The sequence below is a fragment of the Pedobacter africanus genome, from assembly GCF_900176535.1.
GTDB classification, from domain to species: Bacteria; Bacteroidota; Bacteroidia; order Sphingobacteriales; family Sphingobacteriaceae; genus Pedobacter; species Pedobacter africanus.
In genome coordinates this window covers 560442-579780 of record NZ_FWXT01000002.1, presented here as the reverse complement: position 1 = coordinate 579780, position 19339 = coordinate 560442, and the positions used below count along the sequence as shown (strand labels likewise).

General features: G+C 42.1%; 14 protein-coding genes and 2 tRNA genes. 4 read left to right on the top strand and 12 right to left on the bottom strand.

Features of this window, described 5'->3' with window-relative positions:
* Nucleotides 1-12: 12 nt before the first annotated feature.
* From B9A91_RS16880 to B9A91_RS16855, 6 genes are all read right to left on the bottom strand, one after another.
* Entirely contained in the window at nt 13-1065 is a 1053-nt protein-coding gene (locus tag B9A91_RS16880) for a sensor histidine kinase (RefSeq protein ID WP_084240181.1), read from the bottom strand.
* A 203-nt stretch (nt 1066-1268) separates the two neighbouring features.
* Nucleotides 1269-2516: a glutamate-5-semialdehyde dehydrogenase gene (locus B9A91_RS16875; protein ID WP_084240180.1), complete on the bottom strand. Its 1248-nt coding sequence runs from the start codon at nt 2514-2516 to the stop codon at nt 1269-1271.
* A gap of 8 nt (nt 2517-2524) precedes the next feature.
* Nucleotides 2525-3559, bottom strand: coding sequence for a glutamate 5-kinase (gene proB, locus B9A91_RS16870; RefSeq protein WP_084240179.1), 1035 nt, complete (start codon nt 3557-3559; stop codon nt 2525-2527).
* A gap of 109 nt (nt 3560-3668) precedes the next feature.
* Entirely contained in the window at nt 3669-4079 is a 411-nt protein-coding gene (locus B9A91_RS16865; protein WP_084240178.1) for an OsmC family protein, read from the bottom strand.
* A gap of 52 nt (nt 4080-4131) precedes the next feature.
* A complete protein-coding gene (locus B9A91_RS16860) occupies nt 4132-6576 on the bottom strand; it encodes an AsmA family protein (protein WP_235012586.1) in 2445 nt (814 codons plus the stop codon).
* Between the two features lie 174 nt (nt 6577-6750).
* The gene (locus B9A91_RS16855; RefSeq protein ID WP_084240177.1) at nt 6751-8244 is read right to left on the bottom strand and encodes a malate:quinone oxidoreductase; all 1494 of its coding nucleotides are present in this window, start codon (nt 8242-8244) and stop codon (nt 6751-6753) included.
* Nucleotides 8245-8484: 240 nt separating this feature from the next.
* On the opposite strand from B9A91_RS16855, the gene B9A91_RS16850 reads away from it, so the two are divergent.
* From B9A91_RS16850 to B9A91_RS16835, 4 genes are all read left to right on the top strand, one after another.
* Nucleotides 8485-9114: a M23 family metallopeptidase gene (locus B9A91_RS16850; protein WP_084240176.1), complete on the top strand. Its 630-nt coding sequence runs from the start codon at nt 8485-8487 to the stop codon at nt 9112-9114.
* Between the two features lie 74 nt (nt 9115-9188).
* Nucleotides 9189-9680: a GNAT family N-acetyltransferase gene (locus tag B9A91_RS16845; RefSeq protein WP_084240175.1), complete on the top strand. Its 492-nt coding sequence runs from the start codon at nt 9189-9191 to the stop codon at nt 9678-9680.
* On the top strand, nt 9677-10141 hold the full coding sequence (locus B9A91_RS16840) for a MarR family transcriptional regulator (protein ID WP_084240174.1): 465 nt from the start codon (nt 9677-9679) through the stop codon (nt 10139-10141). The genes B9A91_RS16845 and B9A91_RS16840 overlap by 4 nt, the downstream gene beginning before the upstream one ends.
* 248 nt (nt 10142-10389) lie before the next feature.
* Nucleotides 10390-10462 (top strand) — tRNA-Thr (locus B9A91_RS16835).
* Between the two features lie 61 nt (nt 10463-10523).
* Here the strand turns inward: B9A91_RS16835 and B9A91_RS16830 are convergent.
* The 6 genes from B9A91_RS16830 to B9A91_RS16805 all read right to left on the bottom strand — a co-directional run bounded on the left by B9A91_RS16830 (nt 10524) and on the right by B9A91_RS16805 (nt 19336).
* On the bottom strand, nt 10524-11984 hold the full coding sequence (locus tag B9A91_RS16830) for a RagB/SusD family nutrient uptake outer membrane protein (protein ID WP_084240173.1): 1461 nt from the start codon (nt 11982-11984) through the stop codon (nt 10524-10526).
* 17 nt (nt 11985-12001) lie between these two features.
* Nucleotides 12002-15175: a SusC/RagA family TonB-linked outer membrane protein gene (locus B9A91_RS16825; protein ID WP_084240172.1), complete on the bottom strand. Its 3174-nt coding sequence runs from the start codon at nt 15173-15175 to the stop codon at nt 12002-12004.
* 397 nt (nt 15176-15572) lie between these two features.
* A tRNA-Glu gene (locus tag B9A91_RS16820) sits at nt 15573-15644 on the bottom strand.
* 134 nt (nt 15645-15778) lie between these two features.
* Nucleotides 15779-17209: a chromosomal replication initiator protein DnaA gene (dnaA, locus tag B9A91_RS16815; protein ID WP_084240171.1), complete on the bottom strand. Its 1431-nt coding sequence runs from the start codon at nt 17207-17209 to the stop codon at nt 15779-15781.
* Between the two features lie 196 nt (nt 17210-17405).
* Nucleotides 17406-18083: a pseudouridine synthase gene (locus tag B9A91_RS16810; RefSeq protein ID WP_084240170.1), complete on the bottom strand. Its 678-nt coding sequence runs from the start codon at nt 18081-18083 to the stop codon at nt 17406-17408.
* On the bottom strand, nt 18083-19336 hold the full coding sequence (locus tag B9A91_RS16805; protein WP_084240169.1) for a murein hydrolase activator EnvC family protein: 1254 nt from the start codon (nt 19334-19336) through the stop codon (nt 18083-18085). The genes B9A91_RS16810 and B9A91_RS16805 overlap by 1 nt, the downstream gene beginning before the upstream one ends.
* Nucleotides 19337-19339 lie beyond the last annotated feature (3 nt).

Below are 19339 nucleotides of genomic sequence, written 5' to 3'. Positions count from 1 at the left end.
ATCAATCTAAAGTTATACTCTTAATGTGAACCTAAATGTACTTCCTTCTCCGAGCGCAGAATCTACGGAGATTTGTCCGCCATGCAGTTCTACAATTTTCTTACAATGTGAAAGACCAATACCATAGCCCTCATAATCAGAGGCACTATGCAGGCGCTGGAACATGACAAAGACTTTTTCCTGATACCGCTCTTCTATACCAATACCATTGTCCTTAAACTCAAAATGCCAGAAGTTTTCACGGTTTACCACTGAAATACTAATCTCAGGGTCAATATAGGGATGTTTAAATTTCAATGAATTACTCAGAAGGTTCTGGAAAAGTTGCCTTAAAGCTGTCTCGTATCCGTAAATCACCGGAAGGTCCTCGTAACAGATAGTTGCCCGGGCAGTGGTAATGCTGCTGAAAAGGTCATTTTCCAAACTGTGCAACAGCACATTGCAGTCTACCAGCGTTTTTATCTGTTTTCCGCCCAGTCTGGCATAATCGAGCAAACCTTTAATCAGGTTTCTCATTCTTTCGGTCGAACGGTCTATAAACTGAAGGTAAAGTTTCGCATTATCATCAAAAACATCCTTGTATTCATCCTTAAACAGTTCAACAAAGTTCTTTACCGTAAGCAGCGGTTCCTGTAAATCATGCGAAGCAATGTAGACAAATTGTTCCAGCTCTTTGTTCTTAAGCTCAAGTTCCCGGGCGTACTCTTCTGTAGTTTTTTCCTGATTGTGCCTGGCAGTAAGGTCCCTCACAAATTTAGAAAATCCGATCACCGAATTGTTATCATCGTAAATGGCAGATAGTGTGACGAAGCTCCAGTAAAGCTTCCCACCTTTTTTTACACGCCAGCCTTCATGCTGCGCACGCCCCTTGGATCTGGCTTCTTCGATAAGTAATTCTGGGAGTCTGTTTTTGCGGCTCTCTTCATTATAGAACACACTGAAATTACGTCCGACGATTTCTTCTTCTGTATACCCTTTGATTTTCTCAGCCTCTTTGTTCCAGTTCCCTACATTACCATGCCGGTCCAAAAAAAGGATGGCATAGTCATCTATTACCTCAAGCATTCTAAGTAGGCTATCTGATCTCAAGTACTTGTAATTTATATTTTAGTTGATCTGATAAGTATTTTCAAAAGTCAGGCCATATTATCAAGGGCCAAATCTAAGTCAATAAAAGCTTTTAATGTTTAAACATCCAATTTAGCGCCGCATTTTTTACCCAAAAAGGGGAAATTATAGCGCAGGTTATCCACTTGAAAACAAGAAGCTTAACGGGTCTGCCCCGCGCCCCTGACGATCCATTTTTCTGTTACCAGTTTTTCAAGGGCAAAAGGTCCGCGGGCATGAAGTTTTTGTGTAGAAATTCCAATCTCGGCACCTAAACCAAAAACCTGACCATCAGTAAACCTGGTTGAAGCATTCAGATAAACTGCCGCCGCATCCACCTCGCTGAGAAATCTTTCTGCTTTCGATTCATCTGTTGTCAAAATTGCTTCAGAATGTTTTGAAGAAAATTGGGCAATATGCTGCAATGCCTCGTCCATGTGCTCCACTACCTTTACCGAACACTTAAAATCCAGGAATTCGCGCCCAAAATCATCCGGGCCCGCCAGGTTCAACGGTGTATAATTCAATTGTTTCAGCATGTCATGAGACGGCTGATCAGCAAATAACTCTACCTGATAGGCCGACAACAAAGGAGCAACAATCTTTAGAAAGGGAGCTGCAATAGCACTATCCAGTACAATTGTATCCAGGGCATTACAAACAGACGGCCTGGAAACTTTTGCATTAACAACAACAGCAGCAGCTTCATCGAGTTTTGCCGTTTGTTCCACATAAGTATGACAAACCCCTGCACCTGTTTCTATCACCGGAACCAAAGCATTCTTCCTTACATACTCAATCAGCTGATTTGACCCCCGGGGAATGATCACATCAATAAATTTCTCAGCCTGAAGGATATCAAGGATATATTTCCTGTCAGCCGGTAATTGCTGAACTATATTTTTATCCAGTCCGTGTGCCTCCAGTACCTGCTGAATTAAAGAAACGATAAACAGGTTGGTATGGTAAGCATCCTGGCCACCACGGAGCAAACAAACGTTTCCCGATCTGATGCACAGCGCTGCTACGTCTATTGTCACATTTGGTCTCGATTCGTATATCACCCCAACAACACCCAGGGGAACAGTTTTTTTCTGAACAACCAAACCGTTTGCAAGTGTTCGTTCCGAAAGGATCCTATTGGTAGGATCTTCTAGGCAGGCTACATCTTTCAGGCTGTTCGCGAGGTCTTGAATCCTGCTTTCATTTAACAACAGCCGATCTTTTTTTGGGTCTGAGGCGGACATCTTCTCCAAATCTTTCAGGTTCTCAGCAATGATCTGCTCCTGCATGGCGGAGATTAAAGCCGCCAGGTCTTCAATCAGCAGTTGTTTTGCTTTATCACTTAAGGCAGATATGCTATGTTGAGCTTTCCGGGCGTTGGTTAATTGTTGTTGTATCGTTTGCATGGCTCCTTTTACAGTATAACGATGTCGCTGGCATTCGCTATTTCGAGGTTATGTTGTTTTAAATTTTCTATCATTTTTTGAGAGGAGGTTTTGGCACGTGCAACAGCAATAATATGCTGCTCCTTATCGGTAATTTCAAAGATCTCCCCATCACTGAATTTTTCGATCACTTCGAGCACACCAACTGCCAGGAGGCTTTTGCGTTTCCGTATTGCTTCACATGCACCATCATCAACCTTTACCCTACCTGTTACCAGGCTTCCGCTGGCCAGCCATTTGTTCCTGGCCGATACATTGCCTTCCTTCGGCATACAAACTGTACCTGTACTTTCCTTAATTGCATTCAGAATACCATTTGTACTGCGAACACCGAATATCACGACCTTGATCCCCATAACCGTTGCCAGATGGGCAAATGTCAGCTTTGAGATCATCCCTCCGAGGCCTAAATCTGATTTATTCTTATCTGCCAGAGAAAAAATATCGTTATTGATGCTCTCTATCCGCTCAATAACCTTTCCTTCCCTATCCAGCACTCCGGGCACAGAAGTTCCCAGCAAAATAACAGATGCACCAAAGCCTACACCCAATAAAGTAGCCAGCTCGTCGTTGTCAGAAAATTTCAATTCAAGACTGCTAACGACATCATTTTCATTGGCAATGGGGATCACACCATTTTTCCAAAGTTCCTCGTAGGTTTCTTTCAGCTGCAGAAATTGTTTCCGGTTAGAAAAATGCTGCCGCTCACAAAGACTTTGGGCAATGGAGATGTTGTAAGGTAAAAAATGTTTGGAGTAGGTACCGAGGAGCAAGGGGTTTCCTATCGAAGCAGCCGCTTTACGCTCAGCGATTTTGCCTTTATAGTTTTTAATATACTTCTTACCTGCGGCAACGGCTCCTGAAGAGACAATTATCAATCTGTAATCTTTTGCAATTTCAGCTACTTGTCGGGTAACATCAGCAATTACCTGTTCGTCCAGCTCTCCTTTTGTGGTGGTAATGGAAGCAGTACCTAATTTCAAAACAAGTATGGGCTTGTTCATTTATTTGTTCGGGTTATTAAGTCGGTTATGAAAACCCGAAAATAGGCAAAAATCCTCCTATCTATGAAATAAACAGGAGGATAATTGATAGATTTTGTATAATTTATGACTAAACCAGGGTGGCCTCCAGTGAAATCTCTACACTATAAGCCCGGCTAACCGGACAGGTAGCTTTTGCTCCCGCTGCTATTTCCTGGAACTGCGCATCACTGATGCCCGGAATACTGGCTTTCAATACCAGGTTAGAGCTGGTAATGGTACCATTGTCCAATGTAACAGTGCCTGTCGTTTCTAATGTTTCAGGGTTAAAGCCGGCTTCTGTTAAATCAAGACTCAGTTTCATGGTAAAACAGCCGGCATGTGCCGCTGCCATAAGCTCTTCGGGATTGGTACCTATACCATCAGCAAATCTGCTGTTAAAAGAGTACTGGGTCTGATCAAGTACTTTACTCCCTGTGGTAAGGTGACCTGAACCTTCTTTGATTGTGCCATTCCAAACGGCCGTTGCATTACGTTTCATGTTCTTGTTTTAAGATGGGTTAAGGGTTATTATTCTTATCAAATATAACTGTTTACTTGCTCTGTTCCCTATTCCGGTTTAGTTTAATCTTGATCTTCCCGTCCTCCCCGTCGGTTGCCAGCAGATGCAATACAATCCCTTTCATTCTCCTGGCCTTTTTCTCTTCTTTATCTGTAATGTCCGCATCCTTCTTAGGATTTCTTAAAGGGACATCCACCGCTATATTGGTGCCTTTCCCCATGGAATAGACCCCTGCCACGTCCATATTCAGCAAGCTGGTATTGATCTGCATAGGATTGATGGTTACCTTTTGACCGCGGACATCAAATTTGCCATTTAGATTGCTAAAAGTAATGTTGTTCAGGTCTCTGAAAGGAAAGGCGAACTTTCCAACACTAATGATCGGGTCAAAATTTAGCAAAGCCCCCTTCTTGAGATCAAAGGCCACACTTCCATTCAAAGAGTTGGCCACCAGTTTACCCTGATCAGTTATACCGCCTGAAATATTGGTTTTAGCAAATAAATAACCTTTCAGGTTCCTGGAAGTGAGACTGGTCAACCCGAAATTATTAAAAGAATAAAAGAAGTTTTTGATATCTACATTACTTAAAACCGTGTTCACTGCAAACCTGTTAAGCCCACTCCTTTGTGTGATATTTCCGTTTAATTTAAGCGTGCCGCCTGCATGTTTTACACTGACATTTTTAATGGCGATCCCTGCCTCTGAAAGCAGTAGCTCTGCAGTGGCGTTGGTAGCCAGAAAACGATTGTAATAAACCTTGTCAACGCTCAAATGCATATTCACATTACTTCTCTCAAACACCTCGTTCAGGTCCTCTGAAAAACTGGTCCTGTGATTATTTTTCTTTCTGGCTTTTGGCGCAGGCTTTCTGCTGCCCAGGAATCCAATAAACTCTCCCAAATGAATCTGAGGGCTCCTGATTTTCCAGTTCAGCAAAATCTTTTCCGGCGCCGTATAATAGAGATTTAAAAAATTACGGATGGTTCCATCCATAAACACAACACTTTTACCACTCTGTAAACGGATGTTCTGAATGAACAGGTCGTTATTGGTAAAATTAAGTAAAATAGCCGTATTGCTAAAGTTCAGTTTTCTGGGTACATAGCTGATGTCCGCATCCTTTATGTCAATATCGCCTGATACCAGGGGCTTGGTCAGTTTAAAATCTACAATATCTGCGGCATAGGCCAGGTTTACATTTGCAGTACCTTTCGTAAACTTCAAAGTTTCTGTGCCTATTGCATTGTTTAATTTAGTAATGTCAAACCGGGATTTGAAGATGCCCCGGGCAATTGGCCGCTCCAGGTTTTCTATTAAGGCAGTATCAATAGAGAAAGGAATCTCTTTATAGCTGCCGCTGAAGTTATACAATTTAATCACCGAGTTTGCATCGGTAAAGCCGCTGCCATTTAAATGATTGTTGGTAAAAACTCCATTGAAATTGCAGCTTTCTATTACTCCACCTGGTGTAGTAAGTACATTGTTTTTAATAAATGCTTCTACATATATTTCCGGCTCACCGCCTGGCCCCATATTTCCTTTAAGTCTGCATTTGGCATGGATGGGCCTGTCCAGATTAAACATGTTTAGCCTGGAACTGATGTTGGGTGCCAGCAGTGCCGATGCATTTCTCCAGCGTATTTCGGGGGCTTCTATATTAATGGTAAATTCCGTATTTTCTTTATCTGTATCAAACTTAGCGCCTATAATAAAAGGGTCATTTCCAATGTTGAGTTTATTTGGTGCCACTTCTACCAGCCCGGTTTCATCGTCATAACTCACTTTAAAAGGCCCCTCCAATAACTTATCCTTTATAAAACTTCCCTTACGTGTATTAAATGCCAGACTTTTGGCCAGGGTCTTTAGCTTAATATCTGCATCCCATCCTCCTAAAAGATGGTAATCCATTTTTGCTTTAAGCTCATCAACCACAAATTGGAATAATTTATGACCTTTTTTATTGTCGACCACAAAGTTTACGTTGTTTAAGGTTATTTTTCCAATCTCTGCCGGAGATGATCCTCCTTCCTTGCTCTTCTCCTGCTGTTTTTTCTTTTTAAACACCGCTGTGTTCGTATAGCCATTGCTATCGGTATATAAATAAATGGTGGCATTATTTATTCCTAATTTTTCAATGTCTATGGTACCTTTCAACAGGCCCATAATGTTTATGGCAATATCAAAATCTTTGGCTTCAATCAGGTTGTGCTGGTGATTACGCCATAAGCTATCGCGCAAAATCACATTCCTCAGATTCAAAGAAACACCAGGGAAACCTTTTAGAAAAGTTGGGTCCATACTTTCGATGGTCATTTTACCGTTCAGGTTTTTATTCAGTTTCTCAGTAACAGATGCAAGTAATTTCTTCTTATTAAAATGTACATAAGCCGCCAACCCAATATATATAATCAGAATCAAGGCAACAATTGACGCAAATATGATAAGGGTGATTTTAGACCAGCGAGCTATTTTCATCTGTTAAAGGGTTAATTCTGAATTGATTTCTGCGCAATTTGCATAAGTACATTTGTTCAATTATTATACCAAATGATTTCTACAAAATGGCTTCCCTTAAATGTACAAATAAAAGCCGCTTAAACGAAAAAAGGCCATTCCATTCAGAATAGCCCTTTAAATGTATTTTAACAATTACAAACCTAAAGCATGGCTGGTCTGCGTTCTGATATTCTCTGTCAACTGAGGATTACCATTTAAGGTCTGTCCATACGAAGGGATCATTTGTTTAAGCTTTTGCTGCCATTCAGCGGTCTTGAGCTGATTACTGAAGCAACGTTCCATTAAAGTAATCATAATAGAAACCGCAGTGGAAGCGCCCGGCGATGCGCCTAAAAGGGCGGCAATTGAACCATCTGCCGCTGTAACCACCTCGGTACCAAATTCCAGGATACCACCGTGTTCTTCATCTTTTTTAATCACCTGCACACGTTGTCCGGCCGTCTCCAGCTCCCAGTCTTCCATTTTTGCCGTTGGCAGATACTCTCTTAACGCGGCCATACGGTCTTCGGGCGACTGCCGTACCTGGTCAATCAGGTACTTTGTAAGCGGCAAATTATCCAGGCCCGCTGATATCATTGGCCGGATGTTGTTTATTTTGATTGATTTAGGTAAGTCGAGTAAAGAACCGTGCTTCAAAAACCGGGTAGAAAAACCTGCATAAGGACCAAACAACAAGGCCTTTTTACCATCTATCATTCTGGTATCCAAATGCGGTACCGACATTGGCGGTGCGCCTACAGAGGCTTTGCCGTAAACTTTTGCATTGTGCTGCTCAATAACTTCCGGATTTACACATTTCAGCCATTGTCCGCTCACGGGGAAACCACCAAAACCTCTTCCTTCAGGAATATCCGCTTTTTCCAATAGTGGTAAAGAGCCACCTCCTGCACCGATAAATACAAATTTGGCCTTTATTATTCTTTTCTGTCCTGTACTTTCGTCTTTAACCTTTACTTCCCATAAACCATTCTTTTGTTTCAGCTTTTTCACATCATGATGAAAATGAAGTTTCACCTCCGGTCTTGATTGAAGTTTATTAAACATCATTCTGGTTAAAGCACCAAAATTAACATCCGTTCCAAGTTCCATCCTGGTGGCGGCTACTTTATCGGCTGGGTTTCGGTCTCTCATCACCAAAGGCATCCAATCGGCCAGTTGTCCGGCATCCTCAGAATACACCATTCCTTTAAAAAGATCACTTTCCTGTAACTTGGAATATCTTTTTTTCAAAAAATCTACATTATCCTTTCCCCAAACAAAGCTCATGTGCGGAATTGCCTTTATAAAGGTTTCCGGGGCATCCACCAATTTGCTTTTAACCAGGAAAGACCAGAACTGCTTCGATACTTCGAAAGATTCAGCAATAGATATGGCTTTTTTAGTGTCAACAGATCCATCGGCTAACTGAGGCGTGTAATTTAACTCACAAAAGGCAGAATGTCCGGTTCCGGCATTATTCCATGCATCAGAACTTTCAGCAGCCGCCACGTCAAGCCTTTCAAAAATTTCAATGCTGATGTCTGGCTGAAGCTCTTTGAGCAGCATACCTAGGGTAGCACTCATAATACCTGCTCCAATTAACACAACATCTACATTTTTCTCTGGATTACTGTTTTTTCGGGTCATTTATTTTGAAATTTTCCGCAAAAGTACAACACAAAATTAAATTTTGCGTGTAATCTTAAAATATATTATGTGTTTTTATCATTTTAACCCCTTTTGTTGTCATATTTCAAAATTATACAGATGTACATTTCATTTTTATTACATAATAATGATTTTATGAACTTCTGTTTTTGGCTTGTGGATGCTTTCATATCCCTGAAAATTTTACTAGCTTGCTTATGCACTTAATGCATTTATGATATGAAATTAATCGTATTTGGTTTTTTGTTTCTATGGTTGGTTCCGGCAGAGCCCATTACTATTGAGCGCGACCGGGAAAGATGGAAACCTTATTATACAGATGAACTGCCGGTTTCAATAGCAGAAAGCTGGCTCCTGCCCTTCGATCTGGCAAACCGCAAAGATATCCGGCAAATGAAAGTCGTCAGCATTTTTGACGACCACCGTGAAAGTTACTTAAAGGGCCATATCCATACTGCTATCGACATCAATCCGGTCAAACCTAAAAGCAAGCATGTGGGCATTTATCCAATGGCCAAAGGAATTGTATGTTCACTACATCTTGGTGAAAATCAACGAACGGTAGTGATCAGGCATAAGTTGAAAAATGGAAAAACCATATTTACTTCTTATAAACACTTAAAAGAGGTGTATGTAAGCAATGGGCAGCAGGTAGATCAAACCACAAAGATCGCACGCCTTTTTACACGTACCGAATCAAAAAAATACGGAGGTGATTACCATCACCTGCACCTCGAAATCCGTAAGAGTTTTGACGATTACGGTTGCGCCAGCTGGCTTACCATGAATAAAAAACAATTGAACCTGCGCTTCTATAATCCCCTCGCCTTCATAAGTGAGAATATATAATTACATAAATATTGCATCTTCATATTGAATTAATGTAGTTAACTACGTATACTTGTACATAAAATGCAACGAACATGAGTATACCTATAATTATCAAACCTGTTAAGAACGATTATTGTGAGCAGATCATAAACCTCATCTTACCCATTCAGCAAATTGAATTTAATGTGCCGGTAACCCTGGAAGATCAGCCAGACCTGCTGGATATCGAAACAAATTATCATCAGGGCGGCGGAAATTTCTGGGCTGCATTACATGAAAATGAGCTTGTAGGTACGATAGCGATGATCAATACCGGACATCAGGCCAGTGCCCTCCGGAAGATGTTTGTAAAAAAGCAATACCGTGGAAAAGAATATGGCATTGCACAACGTTTACTGGAGACTTATATCCAGTTTTGTAAGGATAACGGAATCACCGATATCTATCTTGGCACAGTGGACCTGCTAAAAGCTGCGCATCGTTTCTATGAAAAGAATGGCTTTACCAGGATTGAGATGAATGCCCTGCCCCACTATTTTCCAAGGATGATGGCCGATAATATATTTTATCACCTTCACTTATGAATGCAATAGACGAATCGGGCATTCTTGCCTTATCAACCCGACTACAGCGACTTAGTGAGCAGCTCAGAAAAGAAGGTTTTGAGCTTTACAAAGCGCATAACATTGATTTTGAGCCTAAATGGTTCCCCGTAATTTATACACTTCATTTTAAACCATTGCTCAGTGTGGTGGAACTTGCAACCGAAATTGGCTATACCCACCCTTCCACCATCAGTTTGTTAAAAGAACTGGAAAAAGAAAAGCTGATCCGCTCTAAGAAAGACAAGAAGGATGAACGCAAGCGCTTGATCCTGCTTACAGAAAAAGGAAAAAAACTGCTGCTCCGTATGCAGCCGGTATGGCAAATCATGATTGAAGCCCTTACTGAGCTAACCAATACCAGCAATAACCTAATGAAAGCCATTACCGAAGTAGAGGCGCAGTTAAAAGCAAAAAGTTTTCTGGAAAGGGCAAAGCGATAACCACCCGGTTATCGCTTCAGGCAACCTGGCATCCTCATATTCGCTCTTTCCAGAGCATCATTTTAAATGCCCGCGGAAATCAGGTCATCAGTAAAAAAGGGCGCAAAACCGGTAGTGAAGATATTCAAAACCGGCTTAAGGGCGAAAGTTAGGCGCAACCGACTTTAAATTATCTTCCTTCTTAATCAGGTGCTTATAAAAAATGCTTTGGCAAAATACCGTAAAAGTCTAAATTTGCTGCCGCAATAGCCTCCTTAGCTCAGCTGGTAGAGCAACTGACTTGTAATCAGTAGGTCATTGGTTCGATTCCGATAGGAGGCTCAAAAAATGTAGAAAGACCTGTAAGTATTCACTTACAGGTCTTTCTACATTTTAACTATTTCTAATTATAACCTTGATTCTGTTGTGGTTTTAACCCGGGGTTTGCATTGATTTCTGCCTGCGGTATAGGCAACCTGGTTTTATAAAAGCTTCTGTCAATTGTTTTTGGTCTAGATGGCGGTGTAATGGCCCCGATCTCATCGTTAAATGTAATACTCCTGTTTAAACGGATCATATCAAAAAATCTCTGCCCTTCTCCTATCAGTTCCTTACTTTTTTCATCAATGATCATATCTAATGTCACAGTAAGCGCAGTAGCTGGCACCAAGCCTGGCGACCTTTTACGAATGGCGTTTAGATAAGTTGCCGCTTTGAGTTTATCGGTAGGCAAAGCCGCTTCCGCTGCGATCAGATAGATTTCAGATAAGCGAATGACTTTAATATTTACTGCAGTGGAACTATTTTTTCCATCGCCAGACAATGTCGTACTACCACTGTATTTATAAATAGCGCCTAAACGTGTAGCTGAAATTTCATCATAACTCATAATACCCAGCCGCACGTCATTCGGATCTTGTTTAATGCGGTTAATAAAATAATCGCTTGCCATAAAAAAGCCCAATACTGTACCCACGTCGTGCCCTTTCCGTCTGAGATAAAAACCCAGTGAAGCCGTACCCAGATCACCCTCAAGCGGTTGTATCGTCAATTCAAAGATAGACTCCTTGCCAAACTGACTTTTCCAGGAATCAACCCATTCTGTATTGCTGTATACTGCATTGTATGCGGAAGAGCCAATAATTTCTTCGGCGGCTTTCAGGGCATTCGGATAGTCTCCCATAGTCAGGTAAACCCTGGCCTGAATGGCAAGGTTCGCATAGTAGTTAATGTAGCCATTGTTTTTCGCTTTAGACAACAACTGCGCAGCAGCCTTCAGGTCAGCCAGGATTTGAACATAGTTCTGTTCTACAGTATTGCGCAGGGGCTGATCGTCCGGACCAATCTCTGTGATTACATTTGGCACACCAAATGAGGTCTTGTCGTCTGTATAAGATTTTCCGTAAAGACGAACCAGGTCAAAATACATCAGTGCCCTGGCAGTTAATGCCTGGCCCTTATAAATATCATATGCAGTAATGCTTCCAGCTGATTCAATTTTTGCTATTGCTGTCAACAAGTAATTGGTCTGTGCAATACAATAGTAAATCTGCGACCAGAAGCCCCCATAATTGTTATCCGTTGGGCTATGTGCAAAGGTATACATAGGGTCAAGTCCCCTGCCCTGCGAAACGATGGTGAGATCGCCTCCTTTTACATCTCCATATAAGATAAAATTCCTACCATAGTAACTGGAGCTGGTCATACTCCGCATTAATCCATTAATTACCACCTGTGCATCTGCCGGTGTCTTAATTGCTGTTGGAGCATCACCAAGATTGCTTGGTTTTTGATCCAGAAATTTCTTGCAGGAAGATAAGCCCGTTACAAGCAATACAGCCAGAAATATATGTGTTGTTTTCATCTGATAAGGTCTTAAAATTAGAAACTAAACTCTATTCCAAACGTGTAGGTTTTTCCATAAGGTGTTTCCCAACCCCTTGTTCCATACTGGTTCACTTCAGGATCGGCAATTCTATATTTGGAGAAAGTCAGCAGGTTTGAGCCATTAACATATAGCCTGGTATTGGAAACACCTATTTTATTGATCAGCCTTTTTGGCAGGTTATAAGCCAATGTAATATTCTTTAATCTGATAAAACTGGCGTTATGCATCTGCCTGCTGCTGTACTGTTGGGGATCGGTCAGGTCATTACCATCCAGTTTAGGCAAAGCTCCTTCTGTATTTTCCGGGGTCCACATCCTGTCGTAGTAGTACTGCGACCGTATTCTTTCCCAGTAATAACCATCATCCGCCACATCTTTATAGGCGCCATCATACAGTTTCCCTCCAAGCTTGTAATTGATGTTCAGTGCCAGGCTAAAATTCTTATAGCTCAAGTCGGTATTGATACCTCCGTATACATCTGGAGTGGCATCACCAATAATACCATAAGCTGCTTTGCTGAAATTGAAGGTAGCTGGTCTGCCATTGTATTCAAAATCGCCGACAAGGGTGCTATTCTTATCCGGACTCATATACCATACGTTTTTACCAGTATCCTTATGTACACCAGCCCATTCGTATCCATAGATACTCAATGCAGGTTGTCCTTCCCTGAATATGAATTGGGCCCTTCTGTCTTCACCTGCTCCCGCACCTCCTGTCGGATCATACCATATGATATCCTTTCCACCCTCTAGTTTCACTATTTTTGAACGGACAAAAGTTGCATTCACACTTGCGCTCCATCGAAAACCTTCTTTAACAATGATGTCACCACCCAATTCTATCTCAATCCCACGATTGTTCATCTGTCCAATATTCAAAAGCGCTGTAGAAAAGCCCGTTGTCATAGAGATGGGCACCTCCTGCAGCAGGTCTTTGGAATCCCGGTTAAAGTACTCTACGACACCCGTAATTCGGTTATTAAATAAACCAAATTCAACAGCGGCATTTGTAGTATAATTGGTTTCCCATTTTACGGGTCGGGCCACATTATTTTTCACCCCTCCAGGCAGGTTCATGTATTTAGAACTGTAGGCAACCTGTTGTCTCCAGCTATAGTCGCCCGGGGGCAAAGTGCCATTGATGCCATATGATGCCCTTAACCGTAAATTACTGATTGCCTCTACATCTTCGAGAAAGCCTTCATTCTTGAGTCTCCACGATCCCGCTACCGACCAGAAGTTACCCCATCGAATCTCCGGTGCGAGTTTTGAAGAAGCGTCCCGTCGAAATGAGGCAGAAGCGTAGTACTTATTGTTGAAATTGTATTCAGCACGCGAAAGAACCGATACCATAGAATTTCCAAAATCAAAGGCGTTTGAGCTGGTAGCCCCCGCAGTACCAACAGTATGTAATTGCCCAGACGGCAAATCTGTTCCGGTTGCCCTCATGTAATCCGTTTCATTCTTCTCCGCCTCAAAACCCGCAAGCAGATCCAGATTATGTAAGCCAAACTGTTTATTGTAATTCAGTGTGGTCGAAGATACCACTTTGCTGATATTGGTAGTTAACTCTTCAACAGATCCCTTGGTTGTAGTACCGCTAAAATGAAGCGCACTGTAATAGGTATGGTCCTTTATCTGTGCATTATCATAAGAGAAAATAGATTTCAAAGTCAGCTCAGGGAGGAATTTGATATTCAGTGTTTCATTTGCAGTAATCCGTCTGTTGATGGAACTGTTTTCCCATTCATTGTTATAAAATACAGCATTCTGTGCCAAACTGCCGTAGCGTGTAGTATAAGGCAGACCCGTCTTATAATCTGTAGGCCAATAAAAACCCCACAACAGGTTTCTGGACTGCATAAAATAGTTTGTACTGGTATTCCGGGTATCATTAAACCCCGACTGCTTGTTCCTGGCTATATTTACGTTGGATATAAATTCTACATATTTACCTACCTTTTGTGACAGATTGATGCGGCCAGACAAACGATCGAAATTATTTACTTTAATCCTGCTCTGGTCTTTGGTATACGATAACGAACTGTAATAAGTTGTATTGGCATCTCCACCACTTACCGACAAGTCATTGGTCTGGTATATTGCCGTCCTGAAAAGCGCATCCTCCCAATCAAAATAACGTCCGTCCCGGTTTTCAATGCCATCCGTCAGTCCCGAAATAACTACATTCTCGTTTAAACCAGTACCGGTTGTAGAAAAAGTATATCCATGCCTGTTGAATCTGGTTTTCAACCGGGCAAGTGCGTCTGCATTGGCAACAGCATCTGTTTTTTTTGCTGATGTATTCAGGTCATGAAATACCCGGTACAACATATTCGTTTGTTCCTGTATCCCGGCAGCTTCATAGTTGTCGGTTGCCCAGCTGGGTGTCAAACCTACAGATGATTTAAAATTAACCACGGCCTTACCCAGCTTACCGCGTTTTGTTGTAACCAGAATTACACCGTTTGCAGCCCTTGAACCGTATAAAGAAGATGCAGCAGCATCCTTTAATACCGTAATAGATTCAATATCGGCTGGGTTCAATGAGCTCATCACGTTGTTACTGGCATATAAAGGGTCCTGGCTTATGCCCGCATTACCCGAAATTGCAGGTACACCATCAATTACGTAAAGCGGTTCTTTTGAAGCGATCATAGAACCAATTCCCCTGATCCGGATACTGGGTACAGCGCCGGCCTGCCCCGAAGCGGTAGTCACCTGCACACCAGGCGCGCGGCCAATCATGGCATTCTCAAATGAGATTACCGGAACATCTTTATTCAGTTTCACTACAGAAGCTGCACCGGTATAAGTACTCTTCTTTGCTGTTCCATACGCAACCACCATTACCTCATCCAAAGACTGATCAGTAGATTGAAGCGCAATATTTACTAAAGAGCGACCATTTACCGGAACCTCGATTTTTTGGAAGCCTATAGAAGAAAAAACAAGTACAGCACCAGACTGCACATTATCCAGGGCATAGGTTCCTTTTCCCGTAGTAGATACGCCGTTACTTGTACCCTTAACAAGCACGTTTACGCCGGGTAAGGGCATTCCGTCATTCGCGGAAGTAACTGTCCCCGTTACCCGGGTCTGCGCCTGTGCATGCACCGATAAAAGTACCAGTGCATTACATAACATGAGTAGAATTTTTTTCATAATGAATTTGTTTGGTTATTTGATGAACGGTTAATTGCATTCTTTACTCCTGGCGGATTAAAGCTGTTGATCGGCTGAGTGTCTGGTTCGTATTAATGTGTTTAGTTAAACGATGCGTTATTTAATCAATTTACGGCATTTTGCAGGTTTTTGCCGGTTCTTATTCACTTACAATATAAAAATATATTGAACAATTACCAATAAGTGTTTAAAAATTATACACTTATAGAAAAGTAAAGCATTTTCCATACAGGATTCTTATGCATATACACGCAAAAACCCTCAAGTGTAACTGTTTTTATTGAAGCCTTGTAACTGCAGCGTTTGAAAAAAATGCTTCGTATAATGATAAAAAACAAAACCCGCTTAGGTTATTTAACCTAAGCGGGTTTTCCAGTAGCCCGTAGGGGAATCGAACCCCTGTTTCCAGAATGAAAATCTGGCGTCCTAACCCCTAGACGAACGGGCCATTATTGGCCTTTTTTGCGCTGCAAAGGTAATATTCATTTTTAATCGTCCAAACTTTTTTTGAAAGATTTTTTTCAGTAAAATGGACTCTTTTTGAATCTCCTTGATTCTGTTGTATTTACGCCAGAGCAGCTATTAGCTCATTTTTAATTTTTTCTCAATATCATTCACATACGCCCTAAACTTTTTGTCCGTCTGGATCAAATCCTCAACCGTCTGGCAGGCATAAATTACGGTCGAATGATCCCGGCCACCAAAAAATGCCCCAATGGTTTTAAGCGAACTTTTGGTCATTCCTTTAGCCAGGTACATAGAGATCTGGCGGGCCTGCACCACTTCACGTTTACGGGTAGGCGCTTTAAGTAGATGCACTGGCACTTCAAAATAATCACAAACCAGCTTCTGAATGTAGTCGATAGAAACCTCTTTGGTTGTGTTTTTAATGAAGTTCTTTAGCATAGACTTGGCCAGTTGTAAATCTATCTCCTTCCTGTTCATCGTACTCTGGGCCAGCAAAGAAACCATTGCGCCTTCCAGTTCCCTCACGTTGTTATCAATATTGTGCGCCACATACTCTACCACCTCATCAGGCAGGTCAATTCCGTCGGCATACATTTTCTTTCTCAGAATGGCAATTCGTGTCTCCAGTTCCGGCACCTGCAGATCTGCTGACAAGCCCCATTTAAAACGGCTTAGGAGCCTTTCTTCTAAACCCGAAAGGTCTTTTGGCGCTTTATCGGAAGTAATGATGATCTGCTTGCCCGACTGGTGCAAGTGGTTAAAAATATGGAAGAAGATGTCCTGCGTTTTCTCTTTACCGGCAAAATTATGCACATCATCCATAATGATCACATCCATTGCCTGGTAAAAATTCACAAAATCATTAATGGTGTTGTTCTTTAGCGACTCCACAAACTGCTGACAAAACTTCTCACAGGATACATAGATCACTAGCTTATCGGGCAAATTTCTTCTGATCTCGTTACCTATCGCCTGCGCCAGGTGGGTCTTACCTAAACCTGAAGCGCCATAAATCATTAAAGGATTGAAAGAGGTAGCGCCTGGTTTTGCCGCTACAGCGTGTCCGGCCGATCGTGCCAGACGATTACAGTCGCCCTCCACATAGGCCTCAAACGTATAGCTTGGGTTCAGCTGAGGGTCTACATTCATCTTTTTTAAACCAGGGATTACAAAAGGATTTTTGATGTCCCTGTTGATGTTTACCGGAACCGGCATGGACTGTTTCTTGCCGGTAGACCCGTTTCCGTTAGATGGCATATTCGTCGTATAAGGTAAAGCACCATTGGTCGACTTGTCTACGACTATATTGTACTCCAGTCTCCCTTCATCGCCCAGCTGTTGTTTTACTGTTTTACGCAGTAAGCCCACATAATGCTCTTCCAGCCACTCATAAAAGAATAAGCTTGGCACCTGCACAGTTAAAACCCTGTCTTCCAGTTTAAGGGCTGATATCGGTTCGAACCAGGTTTTAAAGCTCTGGGCGGGGATATTATCCTTAATAATTTGGAGACAGTTATTCCATACTTGTGTACAAGTGATTTGCATATTACTCTTTAATGTTTTACGGTTTACAATAATTAAAACAACAGATTGACCCGTCGTTTGGGGTTGCGAAGATGATAAAATTTACTAACATTAAGATGGAAAATCTGAGCTTTTTTGTAACTCCCTAACTAGCAAAAGAATAAAATTATGGTTAGTCAGGATTGCTGTGGATAACTCTTTTTAAGGTGTAAAAGTTCTACCATTGCATTAACTGCATCACTCGCAAAAATTCATTTTGCACAGCCGCTTTTAGATGTACCTGCTGTTGACTAACTGGATGAATAAAGCTTAATTCTGATGCGTGAAGCAGCATTGTGGTCATTTCCCACTGCTCCTTAAAAAATCGGTTCTGTTTATTACAGCCATGTTTCCTGTCGCCTATTATCGGGTAAAATATATGTGCAAAGTGCTTGCGCAGCTGGTGCATCCGGCCTGTGCTTGGTGTAGCTTCAACCAGTGAGTACCTGGAAGTTGGGTGTTTTCCGAAGGCCACATCCAGTTCCGCCCTCTTCAGAGTAACAAACGACGTAAAAGCTTCCTGTATGGTGCCGTTCTCTTTGGCCAGCGGGTAATCAATATCCATCTCATCTGGTGCATAGCCACGCAGTACGGCAAGGTACTTTTTTTCTACTTCACCATTCATAAACTGCTGTTGCATGGCAACCTCTACTTCCTTATCAAAAGCAAACAGCAACAATCCCCCTGTCTTCCTGTCTAAACGGTGTACCGGACTAACGTGACGGCCAACCTGGTCCCTGAGCATTTGCAAAGCAAACTCTTTTGCGTCGTTGGCTATGGATGAACGATGGACCAGCAGCCCATGCGGTTTATTGATCGCTATGAGATGATCATCCTGGTAGACAATTTCCAGCATTATTTGGCGATCCAGGCTTCAGGATTCAGTTTGGTCTGCCCCCTCATAATTTCAAAATGCAGTATTGGTCCATCTTCTTTAGAGGCTATCACACCCAGCGTTTGCCGGGTCTCTACTTTATTGCCTTTAGCTACGTTTACGGTTTTCAGGTTCTGGTAAATGGTAAAGTATTCGCCATGACGTAAAGCCACGATATATGTGCCATAGAGTTCTCTTACAAACAAAACTTCCCCTTCAAATACGGCTTTAACAGCTGCTCCCTGTTCCGTTAAAATATTGATGCCGTCATTGGTATAGTTTGCCTGACCTTCGGTATGGTTACCAAAACGCTCCACAATAGAGTAACTGCCTACTGGCCACGGCAAGCGTCCCCGGTTATTTTCAAATCCGGCCGATAATTTTGCGGATTCCGGGGAAGCGGTTAAATAATTGCTGGTGGTTTTCTCCTTGGCTACAGGTGCCGGCCGTCCTTCTGCTATAGCTTTCTGTGCTGCCAGGCGCTCTTCCTCCTCTGCCTTTTTACGTGCCAGTTCAATTTCCCGTTGTATCGCATTTCTGATGGCCCGGTCTATTTCAGCCTGCTTACGCTTACGCGCTGCGATGTCCTGTCTGAATTGTTTCTCCTGCCTGCTGATCTGGTTCAGCATCTGGGCTTGCTCCACTTTGTTTTTGCCCAACTTAACTTTTTCCTGCTGCTGCTCAGTCAAGAGGTTATTTTTCTCTTTCAGGTTTTTATCCAGCACCACAATTTTGTACTCAATCTTCTTTTGGGTTCCCTGTATGTAATCGGCCTGTTTTTTACGGTACTGTCCAAACTGTTGGAAGTATTTGATGCGCTTATAGGCCTGGTTAAAGTTATCAGATGCAAAAATGAACATCATTTTATCATATGCGTTCTTGTTGCGCTGTGCAAACCTTACCATTCCGGCATATTCGTTTTTTAACTGGCCAAGCTGACTTTTAAGGGAATGCACCTCATTGGTATTCTCATGAATCTGGTTGTCCAGGTTTTTCACTTCAGAATTGATGACCGAGATTTTGTTCTGCATCAACCTGATCTTACTGTTGATAGCCCTGATCTGACCCAAGGTCAGTTTTTTGCTGCTCGAAGTTTCGTTAAGGTTTCGCTGAAGTAAATCAATCTCCCGCTGTATGGCCTCTTTGTTTCTTTTCAGTTCCGCACTGGTCTGGGCAAAAGCCACACCGCTCGCAAAAATTAAAAGGCATAGTAAAAGTAATCGCTGTAGTCTCATTGT